15 protein-coding genes and 4 pseudogenes are annotated in these 13,231 nt (G+C 33.7%); 17 read left to right on the top strand and 2 right to left on the bottom strand.

Going from position 1 to position 13,231, the window contains the following annotated elements:
• Positions 1–28 precede the first annotated feature (28 nt).
• From yhaM to AC3WTI_RS12895, 9 genes are all read left to right on the top strand, one after another.
• Complete coding sequence (gene yhaM, locus AC3WTI_RS12935) at positions 29–973, top strand: 3'-5' exoribonuclease YhaM (protein ID WP_087957609.1); 945 nt, start codon at positions 29–31, stop codon at positions 971–973.
• 560 nt (positions 974–1,533) lie between these two features.
• Positions 1,534–2,583 carry a WXG100 family type VII secretion target gene (locus tag AC3WTI_RS12930; protein WP_087957610.1) on the top strand — a complete coding sequence of 350 codons (1,050 nt, stop codon included), beginning with the start codon at positions 1,534–1,536 and terminating at the stop codon, positions 2,581–2,583.
• Between the two features lie 4 nt (positions 2,584–2,587).
• Positions 2,588–3,400, top strand: coding sequence for an Imm47 family immunity protein (imm47, locus tag AC3WTI_RS12925; protein WP_087952378.1), 813 nt, complete (start codon positions 2,588–2,590; stop codon positions 3,398–3,400).
• Positions 3,401–4,010: 610 nt separating this feature from the next.
• Positions 4,011–4,796 (top strand): recombinase family protein, encoded by a 786-nt coding sequence (locus AC3WTI_RS12920; protein ID WP_087957611.1) that lies wholly within the window; start codon positions 4,011–4,013, stop codon positions 4,794–4,796.
• A 156-nt stretch (positions 4,797–4,952) separates the two neighbouring features.
• Positions 4,953–6,188 carry an IS110 family RNA-guided transposase gene (locus AC3WTI_RS12915; RefSeq protein WP_087957612.1) on the top strand — a complete coding sequence of 412 codons (1,236 nt, stop codon included), beginning with the start codon at positions 4,953–4,955 and terminating at the stop codon, positions 6,186–6,188.
• Between the two features lie 234 nt (positions 6,189–6,422).
• A complete protein-coding gene (locus AC3WTI_RS12910; protein WP_253621515.1) occupies positions 6,423–6,650 on the top strand; it encodes an HNH/ENDO VII family nuclease in 228 nt (75 codons plus the stop codon).
• A 9-nt stretch (positions 6,651–6,659) separates the two neighbouring features.
• Complete coding sequence (locus AC3WTI_RS12905) at positions 6,660–7,193, top strand: ankyrin repeat domain-containing protein (protein ID WP_087957613.1); 534 nt, start codon at positions 6,660–6,662, stop codon at positions 7,191–7,193.
• On the top strand, positions 7,171–7,503 hold the full coding sequence (locus AC3WTI_RS12900; protein ID WP_097840722.1) for a DUF2185 domain-containing protein: 333 nt from the start codon (positions 7,171–7,173) through the stop codon (positions 7,501–7,503). Before AC3WTI_RS12905 ends, AC3WTI_RS12900 begins: the two co-directional genes overlap by 23 nt.
• 407 nt (positions 7,504–7,910) lie before the next feature.
• Positions 7,911–8,168, top strand: coding sequence for a hypothetical protein (locus tag AC3WTI_RS12895; RefSeq protein ID WP_253621516.1), 258 nt, complete (start codon positions 7,911–7,913; stop codon positions 8,166–8,168).
• Positions 8,169–8,204: 36 nt separating this feature from the next.
• Here AC3WTI_RS12895 and AC3WTI_RS12890 read toward each other — a convergent pair.
• Positions 8,205–8,354: pseudogene (locus AC3WTI_RS12890) on the bottom strand (N-acetylmuramoyl-L-alanine amidase); the annotation flags it as partial.
• 55 nt (positions 8,355–8,409) lie between these two features.
• On the opposite strand from AC3WTI_RS12890, the pseudogene AC3WTI_RS12885 reads away from it, so the two are divergent.
• The 5 genes and pseudogenes from AC3WTI_RS12885 to AC3WTI_RS12865 form a co-directional block, all read left to right on the top strand.
• Positions 8,410–8,505 (top strand): annotated as a pseudogene (locus AC3WTI_RS12885) (restriction endonuclease); the annotation flags it as partial.
• A gap of 14 nt (positions 8,506–8,519) precedes the next feature.
• Positions 8,520–8,663, top strand: a complete 144-nt coding sequence (locus AC3WTI_RS12880; protein WP_253621517.1) for a hypothetical protein — start codon at positions 8,520–8,522, stop codon at positions 8,661–8,663.
• Positions 8,664–8,681: 18 nt separating this feature from the next.
• Complete coding sequence (locus AC3WTI_RS12875) at positions 8,682–8,939, top strand: hypothetical protein (protein WP_071737263.1); 258 nt, start codon at positions 8,682–8,684, stop codon at positions 8,937–8,939.
• A 188-nt stretch (positions 8,940–9,127) separates the two neighbouring features.
• A pseudogene (locus AC3WTI_RS12870) lies at positions 9,128–9,435 on the top strand (UCP019853 family protein); the annotation flags it as partial.
• 169 nt (positions 9,436–9,604) lie between these two features.
• Positions 9,605–9,862, top strand: coding sequence for a hypothetical protein (locus AC3WTI_RS12865; RefSeq protein WP_253621518.1), 258 nt, complete (start codon positions 9,605–9,607; stop codon positions 9,860–9,862).
• A gap of 44 nt (positions 9,863–9,906) precedes the next feature.
• On the opposite strand, the pseudogene AC3WTI_RS12860 reads toward AC3WTI_RS12865, so the two are convergent.
• Positions 9,907–10,023: pseudogene (locus tag AC3WTI_RS12860) on the bottom strand (N-acetylmuramoyl-L-alanine amidase C-terminal domain-containing protein); the annotation flags it as partial.
• 348 nt (positions 10,024–10,371) lie between these two features.
• On the opposite strand from AC3WTI_RS12860, the gene AC3WTI_RS12855 reads away from it, so the two are divergent.
• From AC3WTI_RS12855 to AC3WTI_RS12845, 3 genes are all read left to right on the top strand, one after another.
• Complete coding sequence (locus tag AC3WTI_RS12855) at positions 10,372–11,316, top strand: ring-cleaving dioxygenase (protein ID WP_097840721.1); 945 nt, start codon at positions 10,372–10,374, stop codon at positions 11,314–11,316.
• A 45-nt stretch (positions 11,317–11,361) separates the two neighbouring features.
• Positions 11,362–12,339, top strand: a complete 978-nt coding sequence (locus AC3WTI_RS12850) for a ring-cleaving dioxygenase (RefSeq protein WP_078417629.1) — start codon at positions 11,362–11,364, stop codon at positions 12,337–12,339.
• Between the two features lie 121 nt (positions 12,340–12,460).
• Entirely contained in the window at positions 12,461–12,988 is a 528-nt protein-coding gene (locus AC3WTI_RS12845; protein ID WP_087957620.1) for a DUF2199 domain-containing protein, read from the top strand.
• The last annotated feature ends 243 nt before the right edge of the window (positions 12,989–13,231 follow it).

Below are 13,231 nucleotides of genomic sequence, written 5' to 3'. Positions count from 1 at the left end.
AAGTAACTGATATGGTGGAGGAATTCGAATGAAAAAGAAAATTGCAGAATATGAAGTTGGTGAACAAGTCGATGTTTTCTTGTTAATTAAAACAGCGACAAAAGGTCTAGCAAGCAATGGAAAGCCGTTTTTAACAGTAATCTTACAAGATCCAAGTGGAGATATTGAAGCGAAGCTATGGGACGTATCACCAGAAGTTGAGAAACAATATGTAGCAGAAACAATCGTTAAAGTAGCTGGTGACATTTTAAACTACAAAGGACGTATTCAATTACGTGTGAAACAAATCCGTGTTGCGAATGAAAATGAAGTAACGGATATCTCAGACTTCGTAGAAAAAGCACCAGTGAAAAAAGAAGATATGGTAGAGAAAATTACGCAATACATATTTGAAATGAGAAACCCAAACATTCAACGTCTAACAAGACATTTATTAAATAAGCATCAAAACGAATTTTTAGACTATCCAGCAGCGACAAAAAACCATCACGAGTTCGTATCTGGATTAGCTTATCATGTTGTATCGATGCTTGATTTAGCGAAAGCTATTTCAAATCTATACCCATCATTAGATAAAGACTTACTATATGCAGGCGTTATTTTACATGACCTTGGTAAAGTAATCGAACTATCTGGCCCAATTTCTACAACGTACACGTTAGAAGGAAATTTACTAGGTCACATTTCGATTATGGTGAACGAAATTGGGAAAGCAGCAGACGAGCTGCAAATCGATGCAGAAGAAGTATTAATTCTTCAACACATCGTCCTTTCTCACCACGGAAAAGCAGAATGGGGTAGTCCAAAACCACCATTAGTGAAAGAAGCAGAAATTCTGCACTACATCGATAACTTAGATGCAAAAATGAACATGATGGACCGCGCATTAGGACGCACAAAACCAGGCGAATACACTGAGCGTGTCTTTGCACTTGATAATCGTTCGTTCTATAAACCGACGTTCCATAATTAATAGTGTGAATCGAATGGCCTCATTAAGTGTTAAAAGCTTAGTGGGGCTGTTTTTTATTGAAAATGAAATGAAATAGTTAAAAGGAAATAATTGAAGAAGAATCATTGAAAAGAGTAGGTTCTAAACATGTGAAAAAATGGGTTAGAACAGAAATTCTTACAAGAAGAGGTGTCAAAGGATTTATATAGTTTAAAGGATGGATTACCAAACGAATCGTATTGTTTCAATGAACAGAATGGAGTATAGGAAGTATATTATAGTGAGCGAGGAACAAAGAGTAATCTTAAGACATTTAATTCTGAGACAGAGGCATGTGATTACTTCTATACTAGTTTAATTGAGATATTAAAAGGGATGGGTGTAATTTAAACCTGAAATAAAAGGGCATTTCCGTTTGGGGATGCCCTTTTATTTTATTAGCGTAATTGCACACACATAGGTTCTATTTGCAATTAAGCAGATTTTATTTTATATACACATTATTATACTAATCTAAAGTTTCTGTATTTACATTTTTTTCTTTTTATCTCATAATTTTAATTGGGAAAGGGAGGAAAGAAATGGTTCAAATCAAAGTAACACCTGAAATGCTAGAAGAAGTTGCTAATCGTGCAAGTAATACCCGAATCGCATTAGAATCTATACATAATAATTTATGTAATGAAATTGATCATTTGTGTTTTCAATGGATTGGTGCCTCTAATCAACAGTTCGTTCAAATGTTCAATGATGCGAGACCAAAAGTTTTTACATCTATCAATTCAATTATACAAGTAGAAGAAGATTTGAAACGAATTGCTGAAAAATTCCGTAACACAGATAATCAAGATGTTACAATGGAAGAAGGGGCAATGTGTGGTAAACCTTCTTCAGAGGAAAAAGGATTTGATGGTGGAAAATTAGCCAGGGATATAGCTGGAGAAATAAGTGGTGAGTATGATGTTCGTCGTGTTTGGGATGGTATTGATCCATCTACTGGCGAAAAACTTTCGGGGTGGGAACGTGCTGGGGCAGGTGTCATGGCTGTAGCCGGCCTTACACCATTTGGAAAGATAGCTAAAGTAGGAAAAGGAGTTAAAATGACTGCTAAGGCTACGGAGGCTGTAAATACAGCTAAAAAAGTACCTGTTGGAGGAGCCAATGTAGTTAAGGGTACGGGTAATAATTCTTCGAGTAAGGATGTTTATGGACCTTATTATGATGAGGCAAAAAAATTACACGAAACTAACCCTGATTGGTATCCTAATCCTGATGAATCTACAATAGTAAAGGGGAAAGAACTAAAGGAAGCAAGAGCAGACTATCAAGCGTTGGTTAGAAGAGGGGAACTTGAAAAAGGTCACCATGTACAAGGTTTATCTTTTGGGGGAGAGAATGTAAGTTCAAATATAAAGAATACAGGAGAATCGACTATTCGTCGAGAGCAAATTGATGATTTGAATTTGGATTTTTATCATGAAATGGGTTATGGTAAAGAAAATGCTAAGGTACTAAAAATACATGAGAATGAAAATGGGATTATTGTATTTGGTAATAATCCACAACATACTGAGGTTACTGTTTTTCAAAATAAAGTTCTGAAATGGCAACGAGAAAATGGAAAGAGATAATTTAATGAAAGTAGGTGCATTTATGGGAGAAACGAGAAATCTTATGAATAGTATATGGTTTGGAGAAAAAACAATTTTAGCTAAATCGGAAATAAAAGAAAAAATTTTAAAATCTTTAACAGAAACGGAAGTTTTATTTAACTTAATAGAATTATTTAAAACGGGGGATTTTACTCAAAAACCACTATTAGTTCAATTAATGAATCAGACTAAAGATGAAGCGGTTCTGAATTTATGTATTAGAGTATTTTTATCTGTCGCAACACATGAAGACTTAAGGGATTCAAATAATCTCCGTTTTCTTAGTGAGGTAACTGAAGAAACAGTAGACACTTTTGCATCAGCAGCCACAACCTCACTTTCTCTTGAGGTAATTCCATATTTATTGGCTTTACTTGAAGAGTGGGAGGAATTCAGTGATACAGCTACTATTATAAGAGACTCTATTGATTCCTTTATTAATTTTGAAGATCAAATTGGTGAAGATGCAACTATAGATGAAATTGGAAATTTTTATTTTAAGTATTGTCAGGAGAAGGATACAAATAGTTATTATTTTCAACAGAATTTAGCTTTTCCTGGAGACTTAGCTAAAAAATTGATTCAGCGGGTTATGATTGCTGCTAATAATGAGGAGCAATTAAAAATGGAATTAATACCATCTTTATTATCAATTTGGACTGGTAAAAGAGTACCTGCGGATTACAACACTATTATTAGTGCAAGTAATTATAAAGATTTTATTGACTATATAAACGAACTTTCAAGTGAAAACTGGGAAAAGGGACAAAAATATTTTTACGGATATAAGCTTTAACTATAATCTATGAAAAACAAAATATATGTGAAGTGGATAGGAAAAAATAATAGTGTGTTTGAAAATACATACTCTATGATGGTTGTACCATCATAGAGTACTATGTGCAATGATAGAATAAGAAAACGAGGTACGAGCTTAGGCGAGATGACATTTTACTGGGTGATGAATATAAACACACGGAATGTATACGAAACTAACGAACTCGTACAAACTCGTAAGTTTTAACGTAGTAGTTGTCATGACATGTAAAAGGTGTCATACTGTTACTACAAAACTTACAAATTTATGCTACTTAAAAACATATGAACTTAAAGCACTTGATTGTCAATTAAAGGCAACAAGTGCTTTTTTGCGTTTTAGGATAGAAATGATTAGACACATTATAATTTTATAAGTGCATTAAGTGTTAAATTTTTATTGTTGTTTTATAGATTGTAATGGCTATGTAAAGTGTACGACGATAGTAGAGGGAAAAATAAAGGGTTGTATTATTTTTTGAAATCATCGTAAAGTACGTTTTAACGGATGGACGTTATGCACACGTTATCCGTAAAAAACAGGTAAACGTTACAGGGATTGTAATTGCTGTAACGGGAGAGGACTCAATATGGAAGAGAAAGTAGTTGGTTATGTACGAGTTTCAACAGAAGGACAAGTACGTGACGGATACAGCTTAGCGTATCAAGTAGAAGAAATCGAACGTTACTGTATGGAAAACAACTTACAATTGCTTCATGTATATGAAGATAGAGGACTAAGTGGTGCAACTGTTGATGAAAATGGATTAACAATTGAACGTGAAGGCTTACAAGAACTATTGTCAGATATGGCATATCAACAAGTGAAGCACGTGATTGTACTCAATACATCTCGGTTATGGCGCTCTGATATGGCAAAAGTGTTAATACAACGAGAACTAAAGAAACATGTGGTTGATGTGAAAGCAATTGAACAACCAAACTACAGTATATATGCACATGACCCAAATGACTTTTTAGTAAATGGTATGTTAGAGCTATTAGACCAATATCAACGACTTGAAATTGCATTAAAACTAAGTCGAGGCAGAAAGAAGAAAGCAGAACAAGGTGGATATGCGGGGGGCGGTGTGATGTTTGGTTATAGAGTAAAGAAAGGACAAAAAGTGTTAGAAGTAGATGCGGAGAAAGCGGTAGTTGTACGTAGACTATTTGAATTAAGACACTTTTTTAAACATTGGTCGCTAACTAAATTGGCAGAACGACTAAATAGGGAAGGGTATTGTACTGAGAAAGGAAAGTTGTTTACGAAAGTGCAAGTGAAACGTATGTTAGACCGAGAGAACTTTTATCGAGGGGTATATACATACGGGCAAATACAAACAAAAGGACAACATGCAGCAATTATTTTATAAACTCACTTAAAAAATTAGCTCATTTTACTATACATACTACTAGAGTTATGAAAAATGGATAGGCTTGCGTACCTATGCGCATCGGAAGATGAACGCTCGAACTAAGGTTGCCGACATTTTTATATATGACTAAATCATTGAATAGAGGGATGAGTTATGCATAATAGACAGAACTATTTGTATGTAGGAGTAGATTTACATAAGGAGCAGCATACGGCTGTTATTATTAATTGCTGGCAAGAGAAACTAGGAGAAATACAATTTGATAATAAACCATCGGCATTTTCGAAGTTTTTATTAGAAGTAGAGACGTATGTGAGTGATGGTTTATCAGTTGTATTTGGTTTAGAAGATGTTGGTGGTTATGGAAGAGCGTTAGCGAAATATTTAGTAGATCATGAACAAGTAGTGAAAGAAGTAAATCCAGCTTTATCATTTTTAGAACGAAAGAGCCAAGTGATGATACAAAAAAATGATAGTTGGGATGCGGAATGTGTGGCACGCATATTGGGAAACAAATTTAATCAATTGCCAGATGTAAAGCCAAACGATTTATTTTGGTCGATACAACAACTGGTTTCAAGAAGGAATGCGTTAGTAAAAGCACAAAGTGCATTAAAGAACCAATTACATATTCAATTAAACCACCATTATCCAAGTTATAAAAAGTTTTTCTCAGAGTTAGATGGAAAAACAGCATTAGCGTTTTGGCAGCAATATCCGTCACCCTCTTGTTTGGAGGGGACGAATATAAAGCGATTAACAGCTTTTTTATTAGATGTTAGCAACAATACATGTTCAATAAAGAAAGCAAGCGACATATTAAAACTTGTAAAAGAAGACGGACATACAATGAAGGAATATCAAGAAACACGAGACTTTTTAGTAAGAAGTATTGTACGGGACATTGAGTTTAAAAAGACAGAAATGAAATACATCGAAAGAGAATTAAAACAGCTAGTAAATCTACTAGATTATCAATTAGAGACGATGCCGGGAATAGAACTTGTGACGGCATCGGCATTAATTGCAGAGATTGGGGATGTAAGGCGATTTTCAAATGCCAATAAATTAGCACGATTTGCGGGGATTGCACCTGTTTACTTTGGTTCTGGTGGGAAAGGTAAGACACATAAAAGCAAACAAGGAAACAGGGCACTACACGCTTTATTTTATAATCTAGCAGTACAGCAAGTGCAAGTAGCGAAAGGAAGTAAGTTACCTAGAAACCCAGTGTTTCATGCATACTATCAAAAGAAACTTAAAGAGGGAAAAACAAAAGGACAAGCATTGGTATGTATTATGAGAAGGCTTGTAAACATTATATATGGAATGATGAAATATAAAACAGCATATGAATTGCCGATAGTGGAAGAAAAAGAAGTAGTTTAATAAGGTTTTACAGGGGTTGCTTTTTTATTGTTAGGGTTTAAGATTACAACATAGGGTACGGATAAAGATGTTGCCAAAAAGGTCATTGCAAAAGATGGCTCTGTTACTATTAAAGGTGAAGGGGATATTACTGAAGTTATAGATAATAGACCTTATTTAGAACCAAAAAATAGACCATCCTTTAGAAAGAAAATACCAGAAATAACTTTTGAGAATGCAAAAGGGCCAGATGGATTGGTACGAGATCCACTTTATCCAGAAAAAATAATCGAGTGGAAACCTGGTCAACCTAGAAAAAATGTTTGGGATATGGGGCACCTTCCAGAACACAAATATTCTGATATGCATAAGAGATATTTAAACGGTGAGTTAACACCAAAAGAGTTCAGGGATTGGTTCAATAATCCAGATAACTATCGTCCTGAATTGCCTAGTACTAATAGAAGCCATAAATTAGAATAATTAAAAGGGGTGTTGACAATAAAAATTGATTTAATTGCAAAATTAAAAAATACAAGTGAATTTATGAAAGCATACAAAGATGGTGATGAAAAAAATGTATTTGATGGAAAAAGTTTGATATTCTTTTCGTTGTCAAATACTGACTTATCTTCACGCTATGAAATCAGTAATTTCTTATTAGATAAAAATATTGATGTATTATGTAAAAATAAGGAAGATGAGACCGTATTGCATGTTTTATTAGGGCAAAGAAAACATGATATTGAAAAAACTTATAGATTATGTGAAAGACTCATAGAAAAAGGTGTTAATATTAATGAAAAAGATGGAAAGGGTCAAGTTGCGCTAATTTATATAATTCGATTGAACAAATCAGATGAAGAATTAGAACAGTTATATAATTTGTGGTTTTCTCAACCAAACTTAGATTTAACTTCTAAAGATAGCACAGGGTTTTCAGCTATTGAATACGCTAGAAAATTCCCATATAGATTAAGTTTAATTGAAAGGATGGAAAAATATGAATCAAAAAGAGCCTATTGAATTTATTGAAAAAGCTGGGGCCTGTATTGTTTCAAAAAATATAATAAATGAAACAGGAAAATTGAAATGGATATTGAGAGAGCAATCAATAGATGCGGTAGATAATGGTTGGAGATTTTTTTCAGAAATTGATGATGATAATTACATTAATAATCCTGATAATTTAGTAGTATGTGATTTTAATACTGTAGCAAATATTGAACCGGCTATTCTGGGAATATACGAACTACCAATAGGTAGTGATTTACAATTAGTTTCTGAAAATGGAAAAATAAGATTTATTGATAATTTAACTGGTAAAGAAGTTTGATGAGGATATGAAAATCTAAAGACAACAAGGTAAAATGGTTCGAGGAGATGTAAATTTAACAAGTGTGAGTTCATTAAATATCTTTGAAAAGAATGTGAAATATTATAATGAGCGAGGAACAAAGAGTAACCTTAAGACATTTAATTCTGAGACAGAAGCATGTGAATACTTCTATACTAGTTTAATTGAGATGTTAAAGGAATGGGTGTAATTTAAACCTGAAATAAAAGGGCATTTCCGTTTGGGGATGCCCTTTTATTTTATTAGCGTAATTGCACACACATAGGTTCTATTTGCAATTAAGCAGATTTTATTTCATACAAACATTGTTATACTAATCTGAAATTTCTGTATTTGCATTTTTTTCTTTTTGTCTCATAATTTTAACCAGTAAGGAGATTGATAATATGGGAGTTTGTGTAGACTTATTTAAAGAATATGAAAATAAAGAGGAAGTCGTTTATCGTTTTTTTCCTTGTGAAGATGAAGAAAAAGCAGGGAAAATTCAATTTAATAAACTAGAAACAAGATCTGTAGAATTAGAAACAGCTAAAGGTGAAGGTGCAAATTATTATTTTCTTAAAGCAGTTGGCGCTATACAAAAACATGTAAGAAATTCACCTGATTTAGTTGAATTCCCTGAATTCTTATTTTCACAATCGTAAAAATAAGAATAAGCTCTCAATACTGAGAGCTTGTTTTTATTTTATTATTACATATGTCGGACTTGCAGTAATATAGAATGTTTCGCCTTTACTATTATACACTTTATATTGTAGTGACCCATTAACATCTACCTTTGCATCAATTGTAAATCCTACACCTACAGTGCTAGCAACATCTTTATCCTGTATCAAGATTTAAGTAACTCCCTTTTTCAGCCCACACAATATAAGTTTCTGAATTCATTTTAATAAAAACACATGGCAATATGCCGCGAACAAAAACATTGAGTTAATCGATGGTGATGCGCTTATTCATATGATGAAGTTACGAATTTAGTATGTGGGGAATTTTTGAAATTAGATATGGACTTAATTCGTCATGAAATATTCGAATCTCGATCTGAAGGGATTTTTAAAACTGATTATAAAACAGCACATGATGCAACTTTAAGATCCGGTCGCCCTTGGAAAATACCTGATATAGATGCAGAATAAAAATGGAGGAGATACACTATGGCAATCCATATAACAATGAACAAAGAATTTGAAGATGAAGAGATAGTTGTATATCAATATTATCCATCTGAATCACCAGAAAAAGTTGGGAAAATGTATTTTCATAAAAAAGAAGAAATGTTTTATGATTTAGAACCTGTTCCAGAAGAATCAATCGGAACAAGAAAGCATTACTTTAATTGTGCGATTTCTAGGATAGTAATATGCCTGAGGAATGGCGGAGAATTTTTGGACGAAATGACATATGGAGTATAGAACAACAAACAAAGATATAAAAAAAACGGCTCAAATAAAGAGTCGTTTTTTTTCATACTGTTACTAGGTTAGTAGACTTATACATAGACTTCATTTACAGTAACATCTTTACCCTGCCAAGAAGAGTATTATTGAAACGTAGATTATTAATCTATAAACCCTGTTGATTAATAATAGGAGGAAAAAATATGAAATACATGGCATATGTAGAAAAAATCGATGAGCTAATCGAAGAGGCAGTTACAATAAATATTAACGGTGTAGTGTTTACGGGATTCTCCACTGTTTGTCCATATAAAATTGAAGAAGGAAAAAATTATCCTGTTATTCTCGGCATTACAGTTTTTGATGATATTGAAATAAATGAAGGAATAGATGGAGTAAAAAATTTAAAGAGAATTGATAATTCTTTCAAGTATCGTATTAGTGGAATATTAATCCTGAGTTTATTGATGCAGGGATTATTATTACAGACGAAGATGAAATATTCCCGGAACACAGTGAATACTTTAACAAGTATGTTGAAATTGAAGTTGATAGAATCAATATTGAATTTGTAAAAGAAGGCTAGTCATTTTCCACAACTTCAAACTAGAAATTAGGAAATCATTTTCCTCGGACAACTCCAAACATGAAATTCAATATAAATAAAGGGGGCCTTATTTATGGCAATATGTTTATTAATGACTAAAGAATTTGAGAATGAAGAGATAGTTGTTTATCAATACTATCCTTCTGAATCACCCGCTAAAATAGGTAAGATGCACTATAATAAAAAGGAACGAATGTTTTATGACATAGAGCAAGCTCCAGTGGATTCCTTAAATATGAGAGAATATTATTTTAATTGTGCGTGTACTAGGATTGTGCGATGTCTTAGAAAGAACGAAGAATTTCCAGATAGCATGGCATATGAAGCATAATGAAACGAACATAAAAAAAGCCACCCAACAGGAAGGATCTTATCTTACTTAACCTCATACCACCAACATCTACGATCAAGGTATCTTTTCATTCCATTAAGTTGCCCATCAGGTGTTTCATAGGGTGAAAAAGCTTCTGATTTGATGATGTTTTGTTTTGCTGATGGCGTTGCAACTTTAATCTAGATTGACGGTTCTTCTCTCCACTAATGTTTTTTTATTTACTAAATCATTCTCTAGTCCAAAATGTTATGCAATAAAAAAATATCTCGAATTTGAGATAAAACACTTGCTTTTTAATCACTTGAGTTGTAAAGTGATAATAACGAAAGCGATTGAGTCATATGAAAAACATATACTCAGTTGCTTTCGATTAAAAAACGAAGTAACTTATTCAGTAAAAACTAAGATGAATTTACAAAAACATAATGAGAATAAATTAAAAAGCTAAGAAGCATATTATTTTTTAAGTATCACTTGACTAGTAAAATGAAGCGGAGGAATTATCAATGTATGAAATTAAAGGGCATCATCACATTTCAATGGTTACAAAAAACGGAAGTGAGAATAATCACTTTTATAAAAACGTACTTGGTTTACGCCGTGTGAAAATGACGGTAAACCAAGATGACCCGTCTATGTATCACTTATTTTATGGAGATAAAACAGGAAGTCCAGGTACGGAACTATCATTTTTTGAAATGCCTTTAGTAGGAAAAACGTACCGTGGTACAAATGCAATTACGCGAATTGGATTACTCGTTCCGTCAGAGGAAAGTTTACATTACTGGAAAGAACGGTTTGAGAAGTTTGGTGTAAAACATAGTGAACTAACAACATATGCAAATCGTCCTGCTTTGCAATTTGAGGATGCGGAAGGTCTTCGTCTCGTGCTACTCGTTTCAAATGGAGAAAAAGTGGAGCACTGGGAAACGTGGGAGAAATCAGAAGTTCCTGCAAAGCATCAAATTCAAGGAATGGGTTCAGTGGAAATGACAGTGCGTAGACTTGATAAACTGGCGAGTACATTAACAGATATATTTGGTTATACAGAAGTTAGCCGAAGTGACGAAGAAGCGATTTTCCAGTCTATGAAAGGAGAAGCCTTTGGAGAAATCGTTGTGAAATATTTAGATGGTCCTACTGAAAAACCGGGCCGCGGTAGCATTCACCATTTAGCAATTCGTGTAAAGAACGATGCAGAGCTTGCTTATTGGGAAGAACAGGTGATACAAAGAGGTTTCCATTCTTCAGGCATTATCGACCGTTTCTACTTTAAAAGTCTTTACTTCCGCGAATCAAACGGAATTCTATTTGAAATTGCGACAGATGGACCAGGATTTACAGTTGATGGCGATGTAGAGCATTTAGGAGAAAAACTTGATTTACCACCGTTCTTAGAAGATCAGCGAGCAGAAATTGAAGCAAAATTAGCACCTATTGAAGAAAAATAATAGAAGAGAAAGTATAAATTTAAAAACCCATTGGAGGAATATAAAATGAACCAATTAAAAGGAATTCACCACGTTACAGCAATTACAAGTAGTGCAGAAAAGAACTATGAGTTTTTCACTCACGTTTTAGGAATGCGTTTAGTAAAAAAAACAGTAAACCAAGATGATATTCAAACGTACCATTTATTCTTCGCAGATGATAAAGGTAGTGCAGGAACAGATATGACATTCTTTGACTTCCCAGGTATTCCAAAAGGAGTACACGGTACAAATGAAATTTCAAAAACTTCATTCCGAGTGCCGACTGATGCGGCGTTAGAGTATTGGGTGAAACGTTTTGATCGTCTTGCAGTAGAACATACAGGCATTAAAGAGCAATTCGGTAAGAAAACTCTTTCGTTCGTTGACTTTGACGATCAACATTATCAATTAATCTCAGATGAATTAGATAATGGAATAGAATCAGGTACACCGTGGCAAAACGGTCCAGTTCCATTAGAATACGCAATTACTGGCTTAGGACCTGTATTTATCCGTATTGCAAACTTTAGTTTCTTTAAAGAAGTGCTAGAAAAAGTTTTATTATTTAAAGAGATTGCGCAAGAAGGAGAATTCTATTTATTTGAAGTAAACGAAGGCGGAAACGGTGCCTCTGTTATTGTAGAACATAATACGGTCCTTCCTGAAGCGCAACAAGGATTTGGTACGGTGCACCATGCCGCATTCCGCGTAGAAGATCGTGCTGTATTAGAAGAATGGATTGAGAGAATCAGTAGCGTTGGACTTCCGTCATCTGGATATGTAAATCGCCACTTCTTCGAGTCATTATACGCAAGAGTTGCACCACAAATTTTATTTGAATTCGCAACAGACGGTCCAGGATTTATGGGAGATGAGCCATACGAAACACTTGGCGAAAAATTATCTTTACCACCATTCCTAGAGCCAAAACGTGAAGAAATCGAAAAATTAGTTCGTCCAATTGATACAGTGAGAAGCACGAAGGAATTTATTAAAGAGTAAAAATAGAGATAGTAAGTAGGAGAGCAAGTAGTTTTAGCGGATCGCTGGAACTGCTTGTTTTTTTTATTTTCGCTTTAAAAGTATTTTGATAAAATGTATGTAAAACTAATGGAGGAATAGAATGGCGAAAATTAGTGGGTATACTTGTAGATGCTGCGGTACATATCATGAAGAACTTCCAATAAGTTATGGGTACCAAGCTCCAGCTTATTATTATGATGCTGAACCTGAAGAGCGAGAAGCTAGGTTTGAGATGAGTGATGACTTATGTGTGATGGATGGAGAACATTTTTTCATTCGAGGAATTATTGAAATTCCTATCGTTGGTACAGATGAACACTTTCTATGGGGTGTATGGGTTTCATTAAGTGAAGCAAATTTTGATAAGGTGAATGAATTCTGGGATAAACAAGAACTGTTAGAGCCGATGTTTGGGTGGCTTTCGACGGATTTACCATATGAGCTGGAAACAGTAAGTTTAAAAACGATGGTTCACCCGAGAGCCGATGGTATTCGTCCTTATATTGAACTAGAGCCGACAGACCATCCTCTAGCAGTGGAATTTAGAGAAGGAATAACGATGGAACGGGTACAAGAAATAGCGGAACAACTTTGTATGAATAACGAGGATGATGAGGAAGAGTGCTGATGTTTGTTCAGTGCTCTTTTTATTATATGGAATAAAATAATTGACGTACTTTTTGATTGCTTGCTTTTTTATTTGGTCTATAAAATTTTCTGAAAAATGTTTCTCAAGTTTTATAAATAGAAATATTTGGTATAATTCATTTAAATTATAAATTTTCTGACAATTATTTTTCAATACATAGAAAAGAGGTGATAATATACAATTTTGATAATTGTATAAATATCCGAATTTTGTAAGTTTGGA

The organism is Bacillus sp. EB106-02-03-XG38 (assembly GCF_058792175.1).
Note: the sequence above shows the minus strand (reverse complement) of the source record. Positions and strands in the feature narration are given on the sequence as shown.